Below are 25,773 nucleotides of genomic sequence, written 5' to 3' on the forward strand. Positions count from 1 at the left end.
TGTCCTTTTAATCTCGTTCATAAACCAGCCGGCCGTGAAACAGCGTATGGCTGACCTGGTGATTGAACAGCCAACCGGCAAAGGGGCTGTTTTTACCGGCACTGACAAAATTCAGCGGCTGGCACTCAAACTCAGAATCGGGGTCCACCAGACAGATATCGGCGACCGCCCCGGTTTTCAGCTGACCGGCATCGATGCCTAGAATATCGGCCGGATTACAGGTCAACGCGGCGATCGCGCGCTGGAGTTCGATTTCATCATCTTCCACCAGCTTGAGAGTCAGAGACAGCAGGGTCTCAAGTCCTGAGATGCCAGGTTGGGTTTCGGCGAAGGGACCCAGCTTGTCATCGCGATCCAGTGGCTGATGATGCGAGGAGATGGCGGCAATGACACCGTCTCGCACGCCCTGTTGCAACTGCTCGCGGTCACGAATACTGCGTAGCGGCGGCAACACATGACTCAGGGCGTCGTAATTACCCAGGTCATGCTCGGATAAATGCAGGTGGTGGGCACTGACATCGGCGGTGACCGGCAGCCCCCGGTTCTGTGCGTCGCGAATCAGTTTGACCGCTTTACCACTGGATAAATTATGAAAGTGAGCACGTACTCCGGTTTGCTCAATCAGGATTAAATCTCGGCTGACACCGATAATTTCCGCGCTTTCCGGGATACCGCCCAAACCCAGTCGCGAGCTGACCGCGCCTTCGTGCACGCAGCCCTGTTGTTGCAGCCAGGGATCCGCAGCATTAAGAAACAGGGTCATATCCAGCGTAGCGCCATAGGCCATCGCCCGCTGTTGAATCACGCTGTTTTTGATTGCTGACAGTCCGTTGCTGATGCCGATACAGCCGGCGTCTTTAAGACGCGCCATTTCTGCCAGCAGTTCGCCCTCAAGATTCTGTGTCATCGCCCCCATGCTCAGCACCATGGTGCGGCCTGCTTTTTTGGCACGATCTTCAATCAGTTCGACGACGGCTGGATTATCAATGACCGGAGCGGTATCCGGTGGTACACAGACCGTAGTGACACCACCAGCCGCTGCCGCTGCAGTCTCGGACTGAATGGTCGCGGTATGTTCCTGACCCGGCTCGCGCAGCCTGACGCTCAAATCAATCAGACCCGGGATGACCATCAGTCCGGTGGCATCTATGACACGATCGGCGCTGAAGCCATCAAGATAGTCGCCGATAGCGACAATTTTGCCGTCACTGATAAACACATCCTGGCGGGCATCAAGCTGACTGGCCGGATCGATGACGCGGCCGTTTTTTATACGGATCTTCATGCAGGTATCTCGTTTTGTTCTGACTGCGCGCCCAGCGCCATTGACATCACGGCCATGCGAATCGCAATACCATGGGTGACCTGTTCCAGAATCACCGACTGGGGTCCGTCAGCCACGCTGGAAGCAATTTCAACGCCGCGGTTAATCGGGCCGGGATGCATGACGATGGCATCGGGTTTAGCGAGTTTCAGCTTATCTTCGGTGAGGCCGAAGCAGTGGAAATATTCGCGTGCGCTGGGCAGCAAAGCGCCCTGCATTCGCTCGAGCTGCAGCCGCAGCATGATGATGACATCCACGCCTTCCAGCCCGGCTTCCATATCGTGATAGACATGCACGCCCAGAGTCTGGCAGTCGGCGGGCAGCAGGGTTTTGGGGCCTATTACCCGGATTTCTCCGACCCCCAAGGTGGCCAGAGCCTGAATCTGGGAGCGGGCCACCCGCGAATGCAGAATGTCGCCGACAATCGCCACCCGCAGATTGTGAAATTCCTGCTTATGGCGGCGGATGGTAAACATATCCAGCATCGCCTGGGTAGGGTGGGCATGACAGCCATCACCGGCGTTGATGACGCTGACATGGGGGGCGACATGCTGCGCGATGAATTCAGCCGCGCCGCTCTGGTTGTGCCGCACCACGAACATGTCGGTGTGCATCGATTCCAGGTTATGCAGGGTATCCAGCAGGCTTTCGCCTTTGGAGGTGGCCGAGGTACTGATATTGAAATTCATCACATCGGCTGACAGGCGTTTGGCGGCCAGCTCAAAGGTCGAACGGGTGCGGGTCGAGTTCTCAAAAAACAGGTTAACAATGGTTTTACCGCGCAGGATCGGCACTTTTTTGACCTGACGGTGCGTAATGCCGGAGAACTGTTCGGCACGATCCATGATTTCGGTCAGCAGCGGCTTTTTCAGTCCTTCGATGGTCAGGAAGTGGCGCAGCTGGCCGCTGTCGGTCAGTTGGTTATTCTTCATTCACCACTCCCTTGGTGCGGTATTCCAGTTGCAGCCCATCCTTATTGACCAGTTTGATTTGCTGATCTTTATCCAGCTCCAGCGATTTACCGATGATATCCGGTTGAATCGGCAGTTCACGGCCATTGCGTTCAATCAACACCGCCAGGGTGACGCTGGCGGGGCGGCCGTAGTCGAAGATCTCATTGAGGGCGGCACGGGTGGTGCGGCCGCTATGCAGCACATCATCAACCAGTAGCAGGTGGCGACCGTCGACACTGAAAGGCAGGTCGGAAGGAGTGACCTGCGGATGCATGCCGATGCGGGTGAAATCATCGCGATAATAGGCAATGTTCAGGGTGCCGAGAGAGGCCTCAAAGAATTCCGGTCCCAGAATGTCCTGCAGTGCCCTGGCAACCCAGACCCCGCCGGTATGAATACCGATTAGGAGCGGATGGCGGTCGCCGAGTCGCTTATCGATATCTGCGGCCATGTTTTTCAGCAGATCCTGAACCTGTGTTTGAGTGAGTGCGGTGGTCATTGTTGATTCAGCCATGATTGAAGGATGAGTTGTGCCGATAACTGATCGACGTCGCTACGCTGTCGAGAGTCCATTTTACTGCGGATCCCGAGATGATCCAGTGCCTCATAGGTGCTGAGTCGTTCATCCTGCCATTCTACCGGCAGCTGAAAGCGTCCGTGCAGGCGATTACCGAAGCGGCGCGCTGCTGCGGTCATTTCCTGCTCGGTGCCGTCCATATTGAGCGGCAGTCCCACAATTAATAAGGCCGGTTGCCATTCACTGAGCAGCTTAGCTATCTGATCCCAGTCAGGAATACCGTCACGGGCTTTGATCGCTGTCAGCGGATTGGCGGTTCGGGTCAGTTCCTGGCCGACGGCAATACCGATATTTTTCATGCCGAAGTCAAAACCTAGAATGGTTCTGGCTGTAGTCATGCGTGGCCGCTGCTGTTGGACATTAGGTTGATATCAATGCCCAGCAAGCGGGCGGCGGCCTGCCAGCGCTCATCGGCCGGTGTATCGAACAGGAGATCCTGGTTGGCCGGTACCGTGAGCCAGCTGTTATCCGCCAGTTCCTGCTCCAGCTGACCGGCGCCCCAGCCGGCATAGCCCAGGGTAACCAGGGCATGTTCCGGTCCCTGCTCGGTACCTATCGCTTCCAGAATGTCGGTGGAGGTGGTCAGGAAAATATTGTCAGTGAGCTTTAGACTGGACTTCCAGCCGGCCTCAGCCTGGTCGTGAATGACCATACCCTGGCCTTTCTGCACCGGACCGCCGAACAGGACGGGGGTATTTTTGATGTAGTCGCTGTCGTTTTCAATCTTGAGATGCGACAACAACTCTTCCAGCATGACCTTGGTGGGGCGGTTGATAATCAGCCCCATGGCCCCGTTCTGGTCATGCTCGCAAAGATAGACGACTGAGCGATAGAAAAAGGTATCGTTCAGCGCCGGCATTGCCACCAGAAAGCAATTTTGCAGATTCGATTCCATCTCGCCTCTAGAAGAAGGTAAAGCCAACCTGGAACAGGCGTTCCACTTCTTTAATATAGCGCTTATTGACCAGGAACAGGATCACATGGTCTTCGGATTCGATAATCGTATCATGGTGGGCGACGATGACTTCCTCCCCGCGCACAATAGCGCCAATGGTGGTGCCCGGTGGCAGGTCAATCTCATCGATACGGCGACCCACTACCATCGAGGAGCTGCTGTCTCCGTGAGCTATGGCTTCCAGCGCTTCTGCAGCGCCACGTCGCAGCGAGTGCACCGCCACAATATCACCGCGGCGGATATGTGCCAGCAGACTGCCGATAGTGGCCTGCTGCGGCGATAGCGCGATATCAATACTGCCGCTTTCCACCAGATCCACATAGGCGGCGCGGTTGATCAGGGACAACACCTTGGTCGCCCCCAGCCGCTTGGCGAGCATGGATGACAGGATGTTGGCCTCATCGTCATTGGTGAGGGCGCAGAACAGGTCGACCTTGTCGATTTCCTCTTCCAGCAGCAGCTCTTCATTGGCGACGTCGCCAAGCAGTACGATGGTATCCGCCAGTTCTTCCGACAGGTATTCGGCGCGCTCAGGATTGGCTTCAATCAGCTTGATTTGATATTGCTTTTCCAGTGCTTTGGCGAGGCGGGCACCGATATTGCCACCGCCGGCCAGCATAATGCGGCGATAGGGTTTTTCCAGCCGGCCCAGTTCGCCCATCACGGCGCGGATATCCTTACTGGCAGCAATAAAGAAAACTTCGTCGTCAACCTGAATCACGGTATCGCCGGTCGGGGTAATCGGTCTGCCTTCACGGAAAATCGCCGCGACCCGGGTTTCAGTTTTGGGAATATGGCGTTTCAGGTCGCGCAGTGGATGACCCACCAGCGGCCCGCCATTAACGGCTCTGACGGCAACCAGCTGCACCCGGCCTTCAGAGAAATCCAGCACCTGCAGCGCATTGGGGTGGCTGATCAAACGCTGAATGTATTCAGTCACGATCTGCTCAGGGCTGATCAGCATATCGATGGGTATCGCCTGCGGGTTTTCCTTATCGAAAATCTGCGGTGTCGACAGATAACCGGTATTGCGGATACGGGCAATCTTGGTGGGCGTGTTATACAGCGTATGACAGATCTGACAGGCGACCATATTGGTTTCATCGCTGTTGGTTACGGCGAGAATCAAGTCGGCATCCTCAGCACCGGCACGTGCCAGCACGTCCGGATGCGAGGCTTCGCCCTGAATGGTCTGAATATCGTAGTGATCCTGCAGTTTCAGCAGGTTGCTGTTGTTGGTATCTACCAACGTAACATCATCGTCCTCGCGTGCCAGCGTGGCCGCGACCGATGCACCGACTTGTCCCGCACCCAGAATAAGAATTTTCATCGTGCCTTCCTAGATTTGCTTGGTATCGATACCCAGAGAGCGTAATTTGCGGTAGAGATGCGTTCTTTCCATGCCGGCGAGTTTCGCCGCTTTACCGACGTTACCGTCAGTTTCCTGCAATTTGCGCAGCAGATAAATACGTTCGAACTGTTCACGGGCCTCACGCAGCGGCAGATCGAAATTGATAGTTTCATCGCCTTCGGCGGCGGCCTCTGCTTCAGTTTCCAGCGCCTGCTCGATATCCGCCACATCAATATCATCACCGTCACCCAATACCAGAAGCCGCTGAATGACATTTTTCAATTCAAGCACGTTGCCGGGCCAGTCATGATTGCGTAGCCGGTTCTGGGCTGCGACGCTAAAGCGGCGGTAGGGCATGCCAGCCTGGGTCGTCTGCAAGTCGACAAAGTGATGCACCAGCTCGGGAATGTCCTCAATATGCTCGTTCAGTGGTGGCACTACCAGCGTGATACTGTTGAGCTGGTAAAGCAGGCTGTCGAGGAAGTCATCATTTTCAACCGATTTCTGCAACGAGTACTGGGTCGCACACACCAACTGACATTCGCCCAGCTGTTTGCTTTCCAACAAGTGCAGCAGTAAAGCCTGAGCTTCATCACTGAGCAGGGCCAGGTCATTGATGTAGAGGCAATTACCGCGTGCCAGCGATTTGATTTTGAGGCTGTCGAGCGGAAAACTTTCCGGGCTGAGTTCAATAAATTTGCCATCCGCGTAGTTGCCGAGACTGTGCAGATAATGTGCGAAACAGTGCTTGCCGGCACCCGGTTCGCCAACCAGCATGATGGGCATATCATGTTCGGCGATGCGCTCTACCTGCTCGCGCAGCAAACTCATCTGGTTGCTTTTACCCACCGGCACCTGCGACATTTCACGCTGAATCGCTACTTGTTTGGCCCGATTTTCCAAAGCCATTTCCACGCCACGCAGCAACTTGGCCATCGACAACGGTTTCTCAATAAAATCGGCCGCACCCAGGCGGGTCGCCTCAACCGCGGTTTCGATGGTGCCGTGACCCGACATCATGACAATGGTGACGGTTTTGTTCTGTTCCTTAAACTCTTTCAGCAGAGTGATGCCATCGATATCAGGCATCCAGATATCTAATAGCACCAGGTCCGGCAGTTGCCGGTTGAATGCCGTTTTCGCCTCCTCGCCGTTGGCGGCGATTTGGACCTGATAGTTTTCGTCTTCCAGAATGTCTTTAATCAGCTCCCGAATATCGGGCTCATCGTCGACAACCAGAATCAAGGGTTTATCAGCACTCACAAGTGATGATCCTCCAGTGGTAATCTGATAATTATACTGGTTCCTTCTGAACCGTGATTCTCTGCCCAGACATCGCCGCCATGTTCTTCAATAATCTTTTTAACAATCGCCAGACCCAGCCCGGTGCCCTTATGCTTGGTGGTCGCATAAGGTTCGAACAGTTTATCAATGATGTCTTCAGGAATGCCGGGACCATGATCGCGCAGATGGATTTCCAGCCACTCCCGCTGCAGGCTCTCAACCGGGTGATAGCTGATGACGATATCGACCGGCAAGCCCGCATCTTCGCAGGCTTCAATGGCGTTTTTCAACAGGTTGTGCATGACCTGACGGAAACGATTGGCATCGACCCGGATGCGAATCTCTTCCCGGCTGTTGAGTAAGGCAAACTGGTGGTTGGGGTTGCTCTGATACATGGTCAGTACTTCCCGAATCAACACACCGATGGCGTGCCACTGCATCTGCAGTGCGGGCGTACGGGCGTATTCAGAGAACTCGTTGACCATCTCCTTCATCGCTTCCACCTGCTGAACGATGGTGTCGGTCAGTTTATTCAGTCCTTCACTCTGTTCAGCCGGAACCAGCGAAGTATATTTGCGTTGCAGCCGCTCCGCAGACAGTTGAATCGGGGTCAGCGGATTTTTGATCTCATGGGCCAGTCGTCGTGCCACCTCGCCCCAGGCAGCATGCCGCTGGGCTTGTAACAGGGCGGTGATATCTTCAAATACGATCACCCAGCCGGCCTCGTTAGGCAATCGGGTGCCGTGACAAATCAGTGTCTGATTACCCTTGGGTTTCTGCAACTCAATCTGTTGTTCCCAATTCATTCCTTTGCCGGCACAGCTTTCAATCATCTGGCAGAAGGTCTGCATATTGTGGTTGAGTCCGGCCAGCTTTGACAGTGGACTCTCAAGCCGCTGCTGCAGGTTGATGCCCAGAATTTTACTGCTGGCATTGTTGGCCGTATGCAGATACAGACGTTTGTCGACGGTGACGACGCCGCTGGAGAGACTGCCCAGAACTGTAGTCAGATAACTGGTTTGTTGTTCCAGCAGACGATGACTGCGCTGCGAGGCATTTCGGGCCTGGGTCAGACGCTGTGTCATCTGGTTGAAAGACCGCACCAGAAAACCGATTTCATCATGGCCGGAAGCAGTGAGCTGCATGTTGTAGTTACCGGAGGCGACCGCCTGGGTACCTTCGGCAAGTCCCTGCAGCGGTTCGACTATCCGTCGTGAAATCCAGACTGCGAACCAGATCGACACCAGAATGGTAAGAAATACAATCAGGCTGAGACTTAAGGTGAAGACCGTGATCAGGGGTTTACGCAGATAGCTGAGTTCCTTGTAATCAGTGTAGGCGGCCTGCACGGTTTCACCCAGATCACTGAGGCGATCATTGATAGGGAAAAGCACATTGAGCATGCGCTCTTCGGCCAGCACTGACTGACGTGGGATCCGTACCGTTGCGCGTAACCGCAGATCGTCATTTTCGGTTGGATCGAGGCCGATATAATCTTCACCCTGCAGCAGCTGGCTGATGATGCTGTCATTGGGGCGGTCAGGCACCATGATAGTAGGTGTTTCAATACTCGAGGCGACCGGTGTGCCATCCAGACCCCAGATACTGACTTCCAATGCGCCGCTCAGGTTATTCAGATCACGCAGGCTGTGTGACAGCTCGGAATCCGGTAACTCACTGAGCACGCCGGCCATCATCCGGGTCTGACGCAGCAGGGTACGCATCCGGATGCCAAAAGAAGTGCGACTCAGTTCCAGTGAGTCATTCAGGGCCTGCTCAATTTTGACATCAAACCAGCTGTTGATACCCCGGTGCAGGAAATGCATCGAGAAACCGTAAACAATGGTGGTGGCGACCAGGATCAGCAAAACAAACAGGCTGACCAGTCTGACGGTGAGCCGGGAACCGGCCTCGTGACGCTTGAAATCGCGGTAGAGACGGTACATGCTGCGAGCCAGAATCGCGGCCAGCAACAACAGGCACAGCAACCCAATACCAAAAATGACCAGAAACAAATCGTTGAGTCTGGAGCTGTCCTGGGTGGCGACGCTGAGCAGTCCGGCCATCGCCAGCAACAGCAAAGCCAGAGAGAAATAAGGAGCCGTTCCTGAGCTGAGGCGCTTGATAAAGGCTAAGGCCATACCGCTCTGACCCAGGGACTGGTTAACTGCCATTTGCTGGAAATCATCGCGCCGGGCCGCATTGGAGTGGGTAATGCGCTCAGATCGAGACCACTGCGAATCAGCAGCAACAGATCATCGACGTTATGAGTATATTCAGGCGGCAGGCTCAGATCATGAATCTGCCCCAGAGCCTGTAGTGCCCCTTCAAGATGAGGGAAGTTCTGCTGGTCATCAGTTTCCAGCGCTTTCAGTACGTATTGTTCGGACAAAGCATGGTAGCGCAGCTCATAGTGCAGGCGACTCTGCCACAAGTTGGTTTCCCATTGCCAGAAACGGCCCAGAATGGGAATACTCTCAACCAGTTTCAATTCTTGAAAAAACGTTATGGGCACACCATTATGCAGGGCTTCAATTACCCGAGGCGTCAGCGGGTAGTCAATTTGGGCATTGAGCACATAGCCGTTGCCTATTTGATCGACTCTGGGATTGTTGACGCTGAAAATAGTGGCGTGTGCCAGGCTACTGAAGCCCAGTAACAGGATGGCTGTAAAACATAACCAGCGTTTAGTGGCGTTGCAGGCAGGCATAATAAAAGCCGTCCATGACATCGTCGCCGGGCAGTCGTTGGAAGCCAAACGGGCGTGGCTGCGCCGGGGGCCTGTCTGGCCTGACTTCGGCGGCATCCGGATGTCGTTGCAGAAACGCTTCAATTTGCTGCTCGTTCTCTTGTTTGAAGGCAGAGCAGGTAGTGTAAACCATCAGGCCGCCCGGTTTCAGCAACGGCCACAGATTATCCAGCAATTGCTTTTGTGTCTCGGCCAGCTGGTCTATGTCCTCAGGCCTTCGCAGCAGTTTGATATCGGGATGACGCCGAATCACACCACTGCCGGTGCAGGGCGCATCAACCAGAATGCGATCAAAAGCTTCACCATCCCACCAGAGGCCGGTATCAGCCGCATCAGTCGCAACCAGCGAAGCAGACAGATTAAGCCGTGACAGGTTGTCGGCGATAGCTTGCAGGCGTTTGTCAGAGATATCCAGAGCAATGACCTCGTTCTCAGGCGCCTGCTCCAGTATGTGACCGGTTTTGCCTCCGGGTGCGGCGCAGGCATCCAGAACTCGCTGGCCCGGCTGAATAGCGAGCAGTTCTGCCACCCGCTGGGCGGCGCCATCCTGTACCGAGGCCATGCCGTCAAAGAATCCTGGCAGTTTATGCACGTCACAAGGGTTAGCCAGCAAGATGGCGGTATTGCCGGTATCCAGTGCCTGGGCTTCAATGCCCTCCTCAGCGAGTAACCGCAGATAATGATCGCGATCACATTGCTGCCTGTTTACACGCAGCATCATGGGTGGTTGCTGATTATTGGCCTCACAAATCTGTTGCCACTGCTCGGGCCAGTCCAGCTGGTAACGTTCTAATAACCATCTTGGGTGAGCAAAGCGCGCATGCGCGTTTGTCTCAACAGCAGCATCGATATCGTTTTGCTGACGCTGGTAGTTACGCAGGCAGGCATTAAGCAGCCCACCAGCCCATTGTTTACCCAGTTGTTTGGCGGCATTGACAGTTTCAGATATCGCGGCGTGGGGCGGCGTTTTTAATTCTCGTAGCTGATAAAGACCAATCAACAACAGGGCAAGGATATCAGCGTCTTTGCTCTTCAGCGGTTTTTTCAAAAGTTTGTTGGCAATCAGAGTTAAGCGAGGCTGCCAGCGAATCACGCCATAGCAGAGTTGCTGACAAAAACCGCGATCGCGTTCTTCGACCTGTTTGATGTGCTCAGCCAGCACCGCAGTGAGCGAGCGCTGTTCTGACATCACCCCGACCAGTATCCGGGCGGCAACACTGCGGGCGGACGCTTTAGCCAAGGACATCTCCTACATCGATAGTGTTGGCATTGAGAAAGTCCTGCACCTGCATGGCCCGTTTACCCGGCAGTTGTAACTGCGTGATGCGGAGAATACCGTCAGTGGTCTGCACATCGAGCCCCTGTTTGCTTACGGCGATAATTTCACCGGGTTGGCCGCTACGGAGACGATCTCCCAGCTGTGCGCGCCAGATCCGCATCGTGTCACCCTGCCATTGTGTCTGTGCCACCGGCCAGGGATTGAACGCGTTAATTTGACGCAGAAGCTCTGCTGCAGGACGCTGCCAGTCGATCAGGGCTTCCTGTTTATCCAGTTTTCTGGCGTAAGTAGACAGGCTTTCATCCTGGGGCTGAGCTTGTTTCAACCGAGATTCAATATTATCCAGGCTTTGTAGCAAAGTCTCAGCGCCCAGTGCGGCCAGACGATCATGTAAATCCTGGGCGGTATCTGATTCATTAATGGGACAGCGCGCTTCCAGTAACACCGGACCAGTGTCCAGTCCGGCTTCCATTTTCATAATGCCGACACCGCTTTCGGTGTCACCGGCCAGTATCGCACGCTGGATGGGCGCCGCACCGCGCCAGCGAGGTAACAGTGAAGCATGCACATTAATGCAGCCGAGTTTGGGGGTATCCAGCACTTTTTGCGGTAACAGAAGGCCGTAGGCAACGACGATCATCAAGTCGGCTTCATAGCCGGCGAGTGTTTGCAGGCTGTCTTCGGATTTGAAATTAAGTGGTTGCTCAACCGGCAGCTTATGTTCCAGCGCCAGTTGTTTGACCGGACTGGGCGTCAGTTTACGGCCGCGGCCGGCAGGGCGATCAGGCTGGGTATAAACGGCACAGATTTCATGTTCACTGTTAAGCAGTGCTTTTAAGCACTCAGCAGCAAAATCCGGCGTACCGGCAAAAAGTATCCGCATGCGTGGTGGCTTGTCCTTATAGTTTTTGTTTCTGGTGCTTTTCCAGCTTTTTCCGGATCCGCTGGCGCTTCAGATTGCTCAGATAGTCGACAAACAGTTTGCCGTCCAGGTGATCGATTTCATGTTGTATGCAGGTAGCCAGCAGGCCTTCTGCATCAAATTCCATTTTGTCACCATCACGACTCAGTGCTGTAACCGTTATCCGATCGGCCCGGGTTACGGCTTCATAGGCTTCCGGCACTGACAGGCAACCCTCTTCGAATTCCCGTTCGCCTTCAGCGGCAACCACTTCAGGATTAATCAGAATCAGCGGTTCGCTCTTATCTTCGGAGATATCAATGACGATCAATCGCTTCTGAACATTGACCTGGATTGCTGCCAGGCCGATACCCGGGGCTTCGTACATGGTTTCCAGCATGTCATCGGCAAGCTGACGAATCTCGTCGGTGACCGCTTCAACCGGTGCCGCCTTGTTGCGGAGTCGCGGGTCGGGGTAGTGCAAAATATTCAAAATAGCCATGTTGTACCTGTTTCTGTTCTGTTTAACAGAGTGCTGTGTGAATCAGTCTATTTTAATCTGGTGGTGACGACTTGGAAAATAAAGGCCCAATAAAAAGGCGGCCTGGGCCGCCGATGCTATGTCATAGCTGGATGTTTAATTATTTGAGACTGGCATAATAAGCGGCCAGATTGGCAATATCCTCATCCGACAGATTCGCTGCCATCGCATGCATGAGCGCCGCATTGCCACCTTGACGTTCTTTACTGCGATAAGCCTTGAGCGCTGAAACCAGATATGCCTCGTTCTGACCTGCCAGGTTGGGGTAGGTCGGCATCAGTGCGATGCCGTCCGCACCATGGCAACTGGCGCAAACCGCCGACTTGGCTTTACCAATCTGGGGATCTCCGGCAGCCATCGCTGCTGCGGTTGAAAACAGGGTGGTCAAACCCAGCAAAGTTAAGGATAACGTTTTCATTTTCGACTCCTAGGTGAAAAACCGTGCCAGGGCGCAGTCAACGAGTTTCTTGAAAGACTGCGGAAAAAGCCTAAAGTTGCCCAACAGCTTGATTACTGACTACGCTTATAACACACTATGGCTGTTGTTACTCAACTAACGGATCAGGGTAACGTTGAAGCCATGAGGATAGCTCGATGATACGACGCATTGTCTTAAGCCTGTTTTTTGTGATGGTAAGCCTGCCGCTGATAGCAAACGATGTCGAACTTAACCCTGATCATCCACAACGCTATGTTGTTAAAAAAGGTGACACCCTGTGGGACATTTCCGGTATGTTCCTCAAATATCCCTGGCATTGGCCAGACATCTGGTACGTTAACCCTCAAATCGAAAACCCGCATCTGATTTACCCTGGTGACGAACTGTCACTGGTGTGGCGTGATGGCCGGCCGATGCTGGAGATAAACCGTGGTCAGCGCACGGTTAAACTGTCACCGGAAGTACGCGAAACCATAATAGATAAGCCTATCCCCACGATTCCTCTCTCTGCCATTGGTCCTTTTTTGAGCAAACCCAAAGTGGTGGGGGCAGAAGTGCTCGACAATGCACCTTATGTGGTGGCCAGTGCTGACGAGCGTCTGATCTCCGGTTCCGGTGACCATGTTTATGTCCGTGGCGTTCAGAATGATGATGTTAACGATTACAGCATTTTTCGTGGCGGCAAGGTCTACACCGACCCGGACACCGCTGAAGTGCTTGGCTATGAAGCCATTTATACCGGTGATGCCGTGGTGGTCACGCCCGGGGACCCGGCCAAGGTAGATCTCACCTATACCAATCGTGAAGTACAGATCGGGGATCGGCTGCTGGAAGTGGAGGGGGACGATTACGATCTTAACTTTATTCCGCGTTCTCCTGATGCGGTGCTTAACGGTCGCATTATTTCGGTGTTTGACGGTGTATCGCAGGTGGGTCAATATCAGATTGTTGTCATCAATCTGGGTGCCCGTAATGGACTGGAAACCGGGCATGTTCTCTCGTTGTATAAAGCGGGTGAATCAATTCGTGACCAGGTCAGCCAGGAGCCGGATGATGTCGTGACTCTCCCCGATGAACATGCTGGTGAGGCAATGGTGTTCAAGACTTATGAGAAGGTCAGTTACGCTATCGTGATGAAAGCAACACAAGCCATCAATCTGTTTGATAAGGTTAAAAGCGCGTCCTGAGGTGTTCATTCAATGAAAGCCGGCAAGCAGGATAAAATAGCTTGTTGGATAGCGCTGCAACGTGTACCGGGACTGGGGCCGGTCACCTTGACCAGGTTGTTACAGCAACACGGCAGCCCCGAATCTGTACTGAATCAGTCCAGACATCTAAGCGGCCTCAGTGAAAAAGTACTGGATGGCATTCGCCACCCCGACTGGCAGCAGGTTGAAGCAGACATGGCCTGGCTCGATCATGACGACCGGCATCTCATCACCATAGAGGACAAGCGTTACCCGCCTTTACTCAGGGAAATCACCGATCCGCCGATGATGCTTTATGTACAGGGTGATGTATCGCTTCTGAGTCAATGGCAACTGGCGGTGGTTGGCAGTCGGAGCCCGACACCCTCAGGCCGGAATACGGCTTATGATTTCTCTCGTTATCTGGCGTCAGGTGGTCTCACGATTACTTCCGGGCTGGCTACAGGCATTGATGGTGTGGCGCATCAGGGTGCGTTGGCAGCGGGGGGTAAAACCATTGCCGTGGTAGCGACTGGTCTGGATCGGGTTTATCCGGCACAGCACCGGGAGCTGGCACACCAGATTGTGGAGCAGGGTGCGATGGTATCGGAATATCCTTTAGGCACCTCGCCGAGACCCGAGTTGTTCCCGCGGCGTAACCGCATTATCAGTGGTCTGTCACTGGGTACGCTGATTGTGGAGGCGGCGCTCAAGAGCGGTTCACTCATTACTGCCAGAATGGCGATGGAGCAGGCGCGTGAAGTGTTTGCGATTCCAGGCTCGATCCATAACCCTTTGTCACGAGGCTGTCATGAGTTAATCCGTGAAGGTGCCAAGCTGGTGGAAACCGCTGACGATATTCTGGAAGAACTGGGCGCATTAGCCAGGGTGAGTGCGCCGGAAACTGAAATTGAAGCTGAAGCATCGTCTTCACATGAAAAAGACGGTGATTACCGGATTTTATTTGAACATCTGGGATTTGATCCCATTCCTATAGACAAGCTGATTGAAAACAGCGGATTGACGGCCGATGCGGTTTCATCCATGCTGTTATTACTGGAATTAGAAGGCGAGGTAACGTCATTGCCGGGCGGACGATACGTACGAACGGGTTTGTGAAAAACCAGTCCCTCCTTCAATAGAGAATCGAATGAAAGAAAATATCCTTGATGTGTTGCTGTATCTGTTTGAGAACTACATCGACACCGAAGAGAGCCAAAAACCCGACAAAGACACCCTGGAACTGGAACTAGAACGTGTCGGTTTTCAGGAACTGGAAATCCACAAAGCCCTGGAATGGCTCGAAAACATGACCGTTGTCGGCGAACGGCCACTGAACCGCGATGCCAGCATGCGTGTTTTCAGTGATAAGGAAGTCGAACGCCTTGACGTCGAATGCCGTGGTTATCTGCTGTTTCTGGAACAGGTTGGCGTTCTTGATGTCGAAACTCGCGAAGTTGTTATTGAACGGGTGCTGGCGCTGGAAACCGACGAAATAGACCTCGATCAGCTCAAATGGGTGGTACTGATGGTACTGTTTTACCAGCCGGGCAGGGAAGTGGCTTTTGCCTGGATGGAAGATCTGGTGTTTGAGGACATGGAGGCGGTGATCCATTAAATACACGCCAAACATTAATGAACATTATCTGCCCGCAAATCAGCGGGCTTTGTTTTATGTGCTGTGACCATAATCAATAGCACGTAAACAGCAACACAAGCTTGCACGAGTACGGGTGAATATGGGAAAGAAATTAGTTATCGTCGAATCGCCGGCCAAGGCGAAGACCATTAAAAAATACCTGGGGAAAGATGTCGAGGTGCTGGCTTCTTATGGTCACGTCCGCGACTTACTTCCCAAGGAAGGCGCGGTCGATCCGGCGAATAACTTTGCGATGAAATACCAGGTCATCGACCGTAACAGTAAGCATGTTGATGCGATAGCCAAGGCCATGAAAAAAGCCGATGCTCTCTATCTCGCAACGGATCCGGATCGCGAGGGGGAAGCGATTTCATGGCACCTGTACGAACTGTTGAAGAAGCGCGGGGCGCTCAAAGATAAAGAAACGCATCGCGTCGTTTTCCATGAAATCACCAAGCAGGCCGTGAATGATGCGGTCGCCCATCCCCGTGAGCTGTCGATGGATCTGGTCAATGCCCAGCAGGCTCGACGGGCGCTGGACTATCTGGTGGGCTTCACCCTGTCGCCACTACTTTGGAAAAAAGTGCGTCGCGGCCTGTCAGCGGGTCGGGTGCAAAGCCCCGCGCTGCGCATGATTGTTGAGCGTGAGCTGGAAATCGAAGCCTTCAAGCCCAGAGAATACTGGACCATTGAAGCCGATGCCGCCGCCGAGGACAAGGCTTTTCAGGCCAAGCTGACTCATTTTGCCAATGAAAAGCTAAGCCAGTTCAGCATCGACAACGAAAAACAATCTTCCGATGTGGTCAGCAAGCTGAACAAAGCGGCGGAAGGCAAACTGCTGGTAACCAACGTCGAGAAGAAACAACGCCGTCGTAATCCGGCTGCGCCGTTTACCACCTCGACCCTGCAGCAGGAAGCTTCCAGGAAACTGGGTTTCGGTGCCCAGCGCACCATGAGTATCGCCCAGCAGCTCTATGAGGGTGTTGACACGGGCGAAGGCGCGGTGGGTCTGATTACCTATATGCGTACTGACTCGGTCTCGCTCGCTGCCGAAGCGATCAATGAAATCCGGGACTTTATTGCTGAAAAGTACGGCAAGAAAATGGTGCCGGGCAAACCCCAGGAATACAAAACCAAGTCCAAAAACGCGCAGGAGGCGCACGAGGCGATTCGTCCGACTTCCGTGCTTCGTACCCCCGAGGACATGAAGGCCTATCTGTCGGCTGATCAGCTCAAGCTTTATACCTTGATCTGGCAGCGCACCATGGCCTGTCAGATGGTGCATGCCACATTAAATACTGTTGCTGTGGACCTGGGCTGTGGCAAGGGCAATACCTTCCGCGCCACCGGGTCGACGGTCGTCAATCCCGGGTTCATGAGTGTTTACCTGGAAGGTAAGGACGACACCGCTAAAACCGATAAAGATGAAAATCTGCTGCCGCCGATGGAAGTCGGTCAGGTGGTCGCATTGAAAGCCATCCGTCCAGAACAGCACTTCACCGAGCCACCTCCCCGGTTTAGTGAAGCCAGTCTGGTGAGGGCGCTGGAAGAACACGACATTGGTCGTCCTTCGACCTATGCCAGCATCATCTCGACGCTGTTACAGCGCGAGTATGTGGAACTGGTCAACAAACGCTTTCACCCGACTGATGTCGGCCGCGTTGTGGGTAAGTTTCTGGTCCAGCATTTCACCAAATATGTCGACTACAACTTCACGGCCGAACTGGAAGATGAGCTTGATGCCGTGGCCCGGGGCGAGGAAGAATGGATCCCGCTACTCACCAAATTCTGGGCGCCGTTCAAAGATCAGGTGGAAACCAAGGATAAGGAAGTTCAGCGCAGTGATGTCACCCAGGAAATACTGGATGAAGACTGCCCCAAATGTGGTAAAAAATTGTCCAGTCGCCTGGGGCGCAGCGGTCGTTTTATCGGGTGTACCGGTTATCCGGAGTGCGATTACACCCGTAATATCGATGGTGAAGAAACCAGTAATGAGCCGGAAGTGGTGGAAGGCCGCAAATGTCCGAAATGTGATTCCGACTTGTGGATCCGCACCGGTAAATATGGCAAATTCATCGGCTGTTCCAGCTATCCCAAGTGCAAGCACATCGAATCGTTGGAGCAGCCCAAAAATACCGGTGTTCAATGTCCGCAGTGCGAGAAAGGCGAGATTCTGACCCGCAAATCACGTCGCGGCAAGGTGTTTTACTCCTGCTCGGAATATCCGACCTGTGATTATGCGTTGTGGAATGAACCGCTGAAAGAACCCTGTCCGAAATGTAACTGGCCGATTCTGACAGTGAAAACGACCAAGAGTCGGGGCACGGAAAAAGTCTGTCCGCAGAAGGACTGCGATTTCAGCGAAAAAGTAGAGTAAACAAAAAGCCGGGCGCTTTGACCTGCCCGGCTTTTTCAACCGTTAGATTAGGGTTTCTTTCGGTCGATATGGCCCAAATCACGCTCCGGTGCAATCTGATCCCGCACCCGTTGTTTGAGTTCGGTGATTTCAGGGAAGCGGCCTTCCTGCTTGCGTGACCATACCAGCTGGTCATTGGCATAGACTTCAAAAATGCCGCCGGTGCCCGGTTTCAGACTGAGCTCATCCAACTCTTCATCAAAGGTCGACAACAGCTCCTGCGCCATCCAGCCGGCACGCAGCAACCAGCGACACTGGGTGCAATAAACAATGCTGACTTTATTAGTCATCTCCCTGCTCACTCGCCCTGAAGGGCGTCGAATAGCCGGTTGGCTTGTTCCAACGCGGTTTCGGTATCAGCTGCCAGCACATTGAAATGGCCCATCTTGCGGCCTTTACGCGCTTCCTGCTTGCCGTAGAGATGCAGCTTAACGTTAGACTCGGCCAGTAGGCTTTCCCAATGGGGTTCACTGCTTCCCCAGACATCGCCCAGGATGTTGATCATGACGACCGGGCTAACCAAATCGCAGTCACCGGCAGGCAGGCCACAGAGCATTCTGACCTGTTGTTCAAATTGGGAAGTGTGGCAGGCGTCCAGTGTGTAGTGGCCGGAATTATGCGGTCGCGGTGCAATCTCATTGGCAATAATCTCGCCATCGGTTGAGACGAAAAACTCAACGGCTAGGGTGCCGATGTAGCCAAGGCCTCGAGCGATTTCATTGGCTTTCTGAATGGCTGACTGTACCTGTTCGGCGGACACGCTGGCAGGCACCATAGTGGAATGCAGAATGCCATTGACGTGGATATTCTCCGCCACCGGGAACGTAGTAATGCTGCCGGTCTCGCTTCGTGCCAGCACGACCGAGATTTCCCGATCCAGCGGAATCCGTTGCTCCAGCACACATTCTTTTTCACCCAGCGAGTCATAAGCTTCATAGACATCATCCAGGCTGTCACAGGGAAACTGCCCCTTACCGTCATAACCGAAGGTGGCAATTTTCAGAATGGCAGGGAACTGTATTTTGTCCCTGGCGGCTGCAATATCTTCACGACGAAGGATGGGTAAAAACGGCGCAGTGGTGATGCCCAGTGAGGCAATGAACTGTTTCTCCACGTTGCGATTCTGGGTCTGGGACAGCGCTTTCGATGAAGGGCGAACGCTGGTGTGTTGTTCCAGAAAAGCCAGTGTCTGCGCAGGAATATTTTCAAACTCGGTGGTGACAGCCGCACACAGATCCGCCATCTCTTTCAGTGCAGCCTCATCATCGTATGCCGCGCAGATATGTTTGTCAGCAATGAGGCCAGCCGGGCTCTGTTTATCCGGATCCAGCACAACCACTTTATAACCCATGGTCTGAGCCGCTGTGGTGAACATACGACCCAACTGGCCGCCGCCAAGCATGCCTAATGTCGCACCGGGTAAAATCTGAGAATTCATAATCAACCTCTTGCAAACGGACCGGTGATTACCGGACTGATGTCTGAATCAGCACCTGGCCACTTAGCGCCTGACAGTGCCGAGGATAGTTCCACGTTATTGTGGAGGCAGCGTCATGTCCAGCACTTGCTGATGCTGGGCTTCGCGGAATTTAAGGAGTTTGTCGCTCAGTGCCTTGTCATTGACGGCAAGCTGGGCAATCGCAAACAACGCCGCGTTGGCCGCGCCTGCTTCGCCGATGGCAAAAGTGGCGACCGGAATGCCTTTAGGCATCTGAACAATGGAGAGCAGGGAATCCTGACCTTTTAAATATTTTGAGGGCACTGGCACGCCGAGTACGGGCACGGTGGTACCGGCCGCCAGCATGCCTGGCAGATGGGCAGCACCGCCAGCGCCGGCAATGATGCAGGCCAGGCCGCGATTGTGCGCACTGGCAGCATAGTCGGTCAGCAGATCCGGGGTTCGGTGTGCAGAGATGACTTTGGCCTCATAGGGCACACCAAAGGCTTCCAGTTGTTCGACGGCTTTTTCCATGACGGGCCAGTCACTGTTACTGCCCATCACCACGCCCACTAGTGGTTTTTCCATGATCGTTGTCAGTCTCGAATAGAAAAACAGTGCATTTTAGCTATTTTATTGAAAATAGGAAAATTTAGCGCCTTAAAAACTGTCTCATCGAGTAATGGAACAATTGAACGAGGCGGCATGGATCGCTATAATAGTCGATCCTTTCTGCCGTAATTGGTCAACGCCCCTCGTCGTCGAATCCAACACCGACGGACTTCCGCCGGGGGAGCAGTGACGGCGCTAAACTAAGAGAAGGTACGTGACGTGAGTCAGCCAACAGAAATGAATCAAGGTCTCTACAGACCGCAATTTGAAAAGGACAACTGTGGTTTCGGCTTAATCGCCCAAATGGATGACAAGGCCAGCCACTGGCTTTTGGAAACAGCGATTGAAGCCCTGGGTAATCTGACCCACCGTGGCGCCATTGGTGCTGACGGCAAAACCGGTGATGGTTGTGGTCTGTTGCTGAAAAAACCAGACAGCTTCTTCCAGGCAATTGCCCATGAACAGGGCTATCAACTGGCCTCTTTATATGCTGTGGGCATGATCTTCCTGTCCCATGATGAATCCAAAGCCCAGTCTGCCCAGCGGATCATCAACGAGAAACTGGCCTTTAAAGGTCTGGAAGTCCTCGGTTGGCGTGATGTACCGGTCGACCCCGAATCTGCCTGTGGTCAACAGGCGCTGGAATCGCTGCCGGTGATGCGTCAGGTGTTTGTTAATGCGCCTGAAGGGATGAGCGAAGCTGACTTTGAGCGTCAGTTGTACATCGCCCGTCGTCTGGCAGAAAAAGCAGTCACCAATGATGAAGACTTCTATATCTCCAGTCTGTCTTCGCACGTGGTGTCGTACAAAGGTTTAGTCATGCCTTCTTATCTGCCGGTTTTCTACAAAGACCTGAACGATAAGCGCATGGAAACCTCGATTGTGATTTTCCACCAGCGTTTTTCTACCAACACCACGCCGCAGTGGCGCCTGGCGCAGCCGTTCCGCATGCTGGCGCACAATGGTGAAATCAACACCGTGCAGGGTAACCGCAACTGGGCGCTGGCGCGTGGTGCCAAATTTGCTACCCCGCTGATTGAGGACATGGAAGAAATCCGTCCGCTGGTGGGTACCACCGGTTCTGACTCCTCCAGCATGGACAATATGCTGGAAGCACTGCTTGCCGGCGGTGTCAGCCTGTTCCGTGCCATGCGTCTGGTGATTCCGCCAGCCTGGCAGAACGATCCAACCATTGATGAAGACCTGCGTGCTTTCTATGACTACAACTCCATGCACATGGAGCCCTGGGATGGTCCCGCTGGCGTGGTCATGACCGATGGTCGCTATGCCGCCTGTACTCTGGATCGTAATGGTCTGCGTCCGGCGCGCTACATCATTACCAAAGATCGTCATATAACCCTGGCATCAGAAGTCGGTGTCTGGAACTACCAGCCACAGGACGTGGTGGCCAAAGGCCGTCTGAAACCCGGTCAGATGCTGGCTGTGGATACCCACACCGGCGAACTGTTGATGCCGGAAGATATCGACAACAAACTGAAGTCGGCGCAGCCTTATCGCGAGTGGCTGGACAACAATCTGCAGCGCTTGAAAGATGCGGACGATGACGAAACCGGTCCGACTATCGAAGGCAACGAATACGAGACCTACGAAAAACTGTTCAACATCACCTTTGAAGAGCGCGATCAGGTAATCCGCGTGCTGGGTGAGGCTGGTCAGGAAGCCGTCGGCTCCATGGGTGATGACACCCCGTTCCCGGTCATGTCGACGCAGATTCGTTCACTGTATGACTATTTCCGTCAGCAGTTTGCACAGGTCACTAATCCGCCGATCGACCCGCTGCGCGAAAACATCGTGATGTCACTGGAAACCTGTTTCGGTGAAGAACGTAATATGTTCGAGGAAGGCGAAGATCATGCTCAGCGTGTGGTCGTTGATTCGCCGGTCCTGTCTGAAAGCCAGTTCCGTCAATTACTGGCACTGGGTGACCATAACGACGAATACAAATCTGTCATCTTGTCGCTGAACTACGACCCGGCTATCGGGCTTGAAGCTGCCGTTGATGCCCTGTGTGACAAGGCTCAGAAGGCCGTCGCTGATGGTACGGTGGTTATCGTGCTGTCCGACCGTGATATCACAAAAGAGACTTTGCCGATTCATGCCTTGCTGGCGACCGGCGCGGTGCATCACCGTCTGATCAAAGCGGGGCTGCGTTGTGATGCCAACCTGATCGTCGAGACGGCTACTGCGCGTGACTCGCACCACTTCGGTGTCCTGCTGGGCTACGGTGCGACCGGTATTTACCCATACCTTGCCTACGCCTGCCTGAACGACATGATTCACAGCGGCGAAATCAAAGAGCTTGAGCGCGCCGAGTTATGCCGTCGTTACCGTAAAGGCATCAACAAAGGTCTGTTCAAGATCACCTCGAAAATGGGTATTTCAACCATTGCCAGTTACCGTGGTGCCCAACTGTTCGAAATTGTCGGTTTGCATGACGATGTGGTCGATAAATGCTTTACCTCCACCACCAGCCGTATCAGCGGTACCGGCTTTGCCGAACTGCAGGCGGACGATGAGAAACTGGCCAAACTGGCTTGGAATCAGCGTAAGAAACGCGGTCAGGGCGGTCTGCTGAAATTCATTCACGGTGGTGAGTATCACGCCTATAACCCGGATGTCATTGCGACACTGCAAAAAGCGGTACAGGGTGGCAGTTACGATGATTACAAAGCCTATGCCTCGCTGGTCAATGAACGCGATCCGATGGTGCTGCGTGACCTGATGAAGGTCAAACTGGCTGATCAGCCACTGGCAATGGATCAAGTGGAAGATGTCAGCGCCATTCTGCAACGCTTTGACAGCGCCGGTATGTCACTGGGCGCGCTCTCGCCTGAAGCGCACGAAGCGCTGGCGATTGCGATGAACCGACTGGGTGGTCGTTCCAACTCCGGTGAGGGGGGTGAAGATCCGGATCGTTTCGGTAACGAGCGCGTCTCCAAAATCAAACAGATCGCTTCCGGCCGTTTCGGTGTGACCCCGCATTATCTGGTGAATGCCGAGGTCCTGCAGATCAAGATTGCCCAGGGCGCCAAACCGGGCGAAGGTGGTCAGCTACCAGGCAAGAAAGTCAATCAGATGATTGCCAGCCTGCGTCACTCGGTCCCGGGCGTGACGCTGATTTCACCGCCGCCGCATCATGATATCTACTCGATTGAAGATCTGGCACAGCTGATTTTCGACCTGAAACAGGTCAATCCGCAGGCACTGGTCTCCGTCAAGCTGGTCTCACAGGCTGGTGTCGGTACGGTAGCAGCCGGTGTCGCCAAGGCCTATGCTGATCTGATTACCATCTCTGGTTACGATGGTGGTACCGGTGCCAGCCCGCTGACCTCAGTCAAATATGCCGGTGGTCCGTGGGAGCTGGGCCTGTCAGAAGCGCATCAAACCCTGCGAGCCAACGATCTGCGTGACAAAGTCCGCCTGCAGACAGATGGCGGTCTGAAAACCGGTCTGGACGTGGTTAAAGCCGCGATTCTCGGTGCGGAAAGCTTCGGCTTCGGTACGGGTCCAATGGTGGCGCTGGGTTGTAAATATCTGCGGATCTGTCACCTGAATAACTGTGCGACTGGTGTTGCTACTCAGAATGAGAAACTGCGTACCAAGCACTTTATCGGACTGCCGCAAATGGTGATGAACTACTTCCAGTTCGTGGCCCGTGAAACGCAGGAATGGTTGGCGGCACTGGGTGTCTCCAGTCTGCAGGACCTGATTGGTCGTACCGACCTGCTGGAACTGCTGCCGGGTGAGACCAGCAAGCAGCAGAAACTGGACCTGTCACCGCTGCTGTCGGATGCCGGTGTACCGGCTGACAAGCCCAAGTTCTGCCTGGAGCCGAAAAACGAGCCTTATGACAAAGGTGAACTGGCCGAGCAGATGGTCGCCGAGATCAAAGACACCATCGTTAACAAAACCGGTGGTGAATTCAGCTACGTGGTTCGTAACGTCAACCGCTCCATCGGTGCCCGCCTGTCTGGTGAAATCGCCAGAGTGCACGGTAACTACGGTATGACTGACAAGCCGATTCGCCTGCGTCTGAACGGTTCAGCCGGCCAGAGCTTCGGTGTGTTCAATGCCGGCGGCCTGGAAATGTATCTGGAAGGTGATGCCAACGATTATGTCGGTAAGAGCATGGCGGACGGTAAACTGGTCATTTATCCGTCACCGGAAAGCGAGTACCAGAGTCATGAAGCCAGCATCATGGGTAACACCTGCCTTTATGGCGCGACAGGTGGTGCCTTGTATGCCGCCGGCCGTGCCGGTGAGCGTTTCGCGGTACGTAACTCCGGTGCCTCAGCGGTGGTTGAAGGTATTGGTGACCATGGTTGTGAATATATGACCGGTGGTGTGATCACGGTGCTCGGTGAAACCGGCCTCAACTTCGGTGCCGGTATGACAGGTGGTTTGGCCTTTGTTCTCGACAGCGATAACAGCTTTGCTGAACGTTATAACGATGAACTGGTTGAACTGGTCAGAATTGATACAGCTGAGACCTCCGAGCTGGCACTGTTCCTCAAAGGCATGATTGAAGATCATGTCCGTGAAACCGGCAGTGCCTGGGGTCATCAGATTCTGGATGCGTTTGAACAACGCCTGAAAGAGTTCTGGATGGTCAAACCCAAAGCCGCTGCAATGGATGGTCTGCTCAAACTGGCAACCAAAGCAGCTTAAGGACTCAGCGTAGATAAGAAATCATGGCAAAAAATACGTTTCAATTTTTAGATGTAGGTCGTGTCGACCCGAAAAAACTCGATGCCAAAGTGCGCGTTCAGGAGTTCGGTGAGATTTACGGCGATTTTGATGATCAGTCTTCGGCCGAACAGGCCGATCGCTGTCTGGAGTGTGGTAACCCGTACTGTGAATGGAAATGTCCGGTTCACAACTACATTCCCAACTGGCTGAAACTGGTCAGTGAGGGCAATCTGGAGGAAGCGGCGGAATTGTCGCACGCGACCAACACGCTGCCGGAAATCTGCGGCCGTGTCTGCCCGCAGGATCGTCTGTGTGAAGGCGCCTGTACCCTGAATGATGGCTTTGGTGCCGTGACTATCGGTTCGGTGGAAAAATACATCACTGACACCGCGCTGGAAAAAGGCTGGCGTCCGGATCTGTCCAACGTTGTATCTACCGGCAAAAAGGTAGCGGTTATCGGTGCCGGTCCTGCCGGTCTCGGTGCAGCTGACGTACTGGTGCGTAACGGTGTGACACCAGTGGTTTATGATCGTTACCCGGAAATTGGCGGTCTGCTGACCTTCGGTATTCCTGAATTTAAGCTGGAAAAAGCCGTCGTTAAACGCCGTCGTGAAGTGCTGGAAGGTATGGGCGTTGAGTTCCGTCTGAATACGGAAGTGGGTAAAGACGTTGATTTCCAGACACTGATTGATGAGTACGATGCGGTCTTCCTGGGCATGGGTACTTACACCTACATGAAAGGTGGTTTCCCGGGCGAAGATATGGACGGCGTTTATGAAGCACTGCCTTATCTCGTTGCCAACAACAAATTCCTGCTGGATCTGCCATCTGATAACTACGTCAGCCTGAAAGGCAAAAATGTCGTGGTACTGGGTGGTGGTGATACCGCGATGGACTGTAACCGTACTGCAATTCGTCAGGGCGCGACCAGCGTCACCTGTGCTTATCGCCGTGACGAGGAAAACATGCCCGGTTCACGCCGCGAAGTGAACAATGCCCGTGAAGAAGGTGTTCAGTTCCTGTGGAACCGCCAGCCGGTGGAAATCATCGGTGAAAACGGCAAAGTCACCGGCGTTAAAGTCGTAACAACAGCTCTGGGTGAACCGGATGAGCGTGGTCGTCGCCGTCCTGAACCCGTTGCTGGCAGTGAAGAAGTCATTCCAGCGGATGCCGTCGTCATTGCTTTCGGTTTCCGTCCGAGCCCGGCACCATGGTTCGAGAAATTCAACGTCAGTATTGATGACGGCGGTCGCGTGGTAGCGCCGGCAGATGGTGGCCATGCATACCAGACAAGCAACCCGAAAATCTTCGCCGGTGGTGATATGGTGCGTGGTTCGGATCTGGTGGTGACGGCGGTCTGGGAAGGCCGTCAGGCAGCTGAAGGTATTCTCGATTACCTCGACGTCTGAACTTAAGCT

Annotated in this window: 22 protein-coding genes; 6 read left to right on the forward strand and 16 right to left on the reverse strand. The window is 53.9% G+C overall.

The window, feature by feature from the left end; genetic code table 11:
• Positions 1 to 7: 7 nt before the first annotated feature.
• The 13 genes from OMQ46_RS08170 to OMQ46_RS08230 form a co-directional block, all read right to left on the reverse strand.
• Positions 8 to 1,285 (reverse strand): dihydroorotase, encoded by a 1,278-nt coding sequence (locus tag OMQ46_RS08170; protein ID WP_266236260.1) that lies wholly within the window; start codon positions 1,283 to 1,285, stop codon positions 8 to 10.
• Positions 1,282 to 2,256 (reverse strand): aspartate carbamoyltransferase catalytic subunit, encoded by a 975-nt coding sequence (locus tag OMQ46_RS08175; protein WP_266236261.1) that lies wholly within the window; start codon positions 2,254 to 2,256, stop codon positions 1,282 to 1,284. Before OMQ46_RS08175 ends, OMQ46_RS08170 begins: the two co-directional genes overlap by 4 nt.
• Positions 2,246 to 2,776: a bifunctional pyr operon transcriptional regulator/uracil phosphoribosyltransferase PyrR gene (gene pyrR / locus OMQ46_RS08180; protein WP_416234837.1), complete on the reverse strand. Its 531-nt coding sequence runs from the start codon at positions 2,774 to 2,776 to the stop codon at positions 2,246 to 2,248. The genes OMQ46_RS08175 and pyrR overlap by 11 nt, the downstream gene beginning before the upstream one ends.
• Positions 2,773 to 3,192: a Holliday junction resolvase RuvX gene (ruvX, locus tag OMQ46_RS08185; protein ID WP_266236263.1), complete on the reverse strand. Its 420-nt coding sequence runs from the start codon at positions 3,190 to 3,192 to the stop codon at positions 2,773 to 2,775. The genes pyrR and ruvX overlap by 4 nt, the downstream gene beginning before the upstream one ends.
• Positions 3,189 to 3,749, reverse strand: a complete 561-nt coding sequence (locus OMQ46_RS08190) for a YqgE/AlgH family protein (protein ID WP_266236264.1) — start codon at positions 3,747 to 3,749, stop codon at positions 3,189 to 3,191. The genes ruvX and OMQ46_RS08190 overlap by 4 nt, the downstream gene beginning before the upstream one ends.
• A gap of 7 nt (positions 3,750 to 3,756) precedes the next feature.
• Positions 3,757 to 5,139 carry a Trk system potassium transporter TrkA gene (trkA, locus tag OMQ46_RS08195; protein WP_266236265.1) on the reverse strand — a complete coding sequence of 461 codons (1,383 nt, stop codon included), beginning with the start codon at positions 5,137 to 5,139 and terminating at the stop codon, positions 3,757 to 3,759.
• A gap of 9 nt (positions 5,140 to 5,148) precedes the next feature.
• Complete coding sequence (locus OMQ46_RS08200; RefSeq protein WP_266236266.1) at positions 5,149 to 6,423, reverse strand: sigma-54-dependent transcriptional regulator; 1,275 nt, start codon at positions 6,421 to 6,423, stop codon at positions 5,149 to 5,151.
• Positions 6,420 to 8,618 carry a sensor histidine kinase gene (locus OMQ46_RS08205; RefSeq protein ID WP_266236267.1) on the reverse strand — a complete coding sequence of 733 codons (2,199 nt, stop codon included), beginning with the start codon at positions 8,616 to 8,618 and terminating at the stop codon, positions 6,420 to 6,422. Before OMQ46_RS08205 ends, OMQ46_RS08200 begins: the two co-directional genes overlap by 4 nt.
• Complete coding sequence (locus OMQ46_RS08210; protein WP_266236268.1) at positions 8,576 to 9,154, reverse strand: DUF4390 domain-containing protein; 579 nt, start codon at positions 9,152 to 9,154, stop codon at positions 8,576 to 8,578. The genes OMQ46_RS08205 and OMQ46_RS08210 overlap by 43 nt, the downstream gene beginning before the upstream one ends.
• Positions 9,132 to 10,433, reverse strand: a complete 1,302-nt coding sequence (gene rsmB / locus OMQ46_RS08215) for a 16S rRNA (cytosine(967)-C(5))-methyltransferase RsmB (protein ID WP_266236269.1) — start codon at positions 10,431 to 10,433, stop codon at positions 9,132 to 9,134. Before rsmB ends, OMQ46_RS08210 begins: the two co-directional genes overlap by 23 nt.
• The gene (gene fmt / locus OMQ46_RS08220) at positions 10,426 to 11,355 is read right to left on the reverse strand and encodes a methionyl-tRNA formyltransferase (RefSeq protein ID WP_266236270.1); all 930 of its coding nucleotides are present in this window, start codon (positions 11,353 to 11,355) and stop codon (positions 10,426 to 10,428) included. The genes rsmB and fmt overlap by 8 nt, the downstream gene beginning before the upstream one ends.
• 16 nt (positions 11,356 to 11,371) lie before the next feature.
• The gene (def, locus tag OMQ46_RS08225) at positions 11,372 to 11,875 is read right to left on the reverse strand and encodes a peptide deformylase (RefSeq protein ID WP_266236271.1); all 504 of its coding nucleotides are present in this window, start codon (positions 11,873 to 11,875) and stop codon (positions 11,372 to 11,374) included.
• Between the two features lie 139 nt (positions 11,876 to 12,014).
• Positions 12,015 to 12,332, reverse strand: a complete 318-nt coding sequence (locus OMQ46_RS08230) for a c-type cytochrome (protein WP_266236272.1) — start codon at positions 12,330 to 12,332, stop codon at positions 12,015 to 12,017.
• Positions 12,333 to 12,508: 176 nt separating this feature from the next.
• Here OMQ46_RS08230 and OMQ46_RS08235 point away from each other — a divergent pair, with 176 nt between their 5' ends.
• From OMQ46_RS08235 to topA, 4 genes are all read left to right on the forward strand, one after another.
• Complete coding sequence (locus OMQ46_RS08235) at positions 12,509 to 13,540, forward strand: LysM peptidoglycan-binding domain-containing protein (protein WP_266236273.1); 1,032 nt, start codon at positions 12,509 to 12,511, stop codon at positions 13,538 to 13,540.
• Between the two features lie 12 nt (positions 13,541 to 13,552).
• A complete protein-coding gene (gene dprA, locus OMQ46_RS08240) occupies positions 13,553 to 14,659 on the forward strand; it encodes a DNA-processing protein DprA (RefSeq protein ID WP_266236274.1) in 1,107 nt (368 codons plus the stop codon).
• A gap of 31 nt (positions 14,660 to 14,690) precedes the next feature.
• Positions 14,691 to 15,158 (forward strand): DUF494 domain-containing protein, encoded by a 468-nt coding sequence (locus tag OMQ46_RS08245; RefSeq protein ID WP_323135148.1) that lies wholly within the window; start codon positions 14,691 to 14,693, stop codon positions 15,156 to 15,158.
• Positions 15,159 to 15,279: 121 nt separating this feature from the next.
• The gene (gene topA / locus OMQ46_RS08250) at positions 15,280 to 17,556 is read left to right on the forward strand and encodes a type I DNA topoisomerase (protein ID WP_266236275.1); all 2,277 of its coding nucleotides are present in this window, start codon (positions 15,280 to 15,282) and stop codon (positions 17,554 to 17,556) included.
• Positions 17,557 to 17,603: 47 nt separating this feature from the next.
• On the opposite strand, the gene OMQ46_RS08255 is transcribed toward topA, so the two are convergent.
• The 3 genes from OMQ46_RS08255 to purE form a co-directional block, all read right to left on the reverse strand.
• Positions 17,604 to 17,885 (reverse strand): SelT/SelW/SelH family protein, encoded by a 282-nt coding sequence (locus tag OMQ46_RS08255; RefSeq protein WP_266236276.1) that lies wholly within the window; start codon positions 17,883 to 17,885, stop codon positions 17,604 to 17,606.
• An 8-nt stretch (positions 17,886 to 17,893) separates the two neighbouring features.
• Positions 17,894 to 19,033, reverse strand: a complete 1,140-nt coding sequence (locus tag OMQ46_RS08260) for a 5-(carboxyamino)imidazole ribonucleotide synthase (protein WP_266236277.1) — start codon at positions 19,031 to 19,033, stop codon at positions 17,894 to 17,896.
• A 96-nt stretch (positions 19,034 to 19,129) separates the two neighbouring features.
• Positions 19,130 to 19,621, reverse strand: a complete 492-nt coding sequence (gene purE, locus OMQ46_RS08265; protein ID WP_266236278.1) for a 5-(carboxyamino)imidazole ribonucleotide mutase — start codon at positions 19,619 to 19,621, stop codon at positions 19,130 to 19,132.
• Between the two features lie 261 nt (positions 19,622 to 19,882).
• Here purE and gltB point away from each other — a divergent pair, with 261 nt between their 5' ends.
• Both gltB and OMQ46_RS08275 read left to right on the forward strand, forming a co-directional pair.
• A complete protein-coding gene (gene gltB / locus OMQ46_RS08270) occupies positions 19,883 to 24,334 on the forward strand; it encodes a glutamate synthase large subunit (RefSeq protein ID WP_266236502.1) in 4,452 nt (1,483 codons plus the stop codon).
• Between the two features lie 23 nt (positions 24,335 to 24,357).
• On the forward strand, positions 24,358 to 25,764 hold the full coding sequence (locus OMQ46_RS08275) for an FAD-dependent oxidoreductase (protein ID WP_266236279.1): 1,407 nt from the start codon (positions 24,358 to 24,360) through the stop codon (positions 25,762 to 25,764).
• The last annotated feature ends 9 nt before the right edge of the window (positions 25,765 to 25,773 follow it).

It is taken from the genome of Methylophaga sp. OBS1, assembly GCF_026319365.1.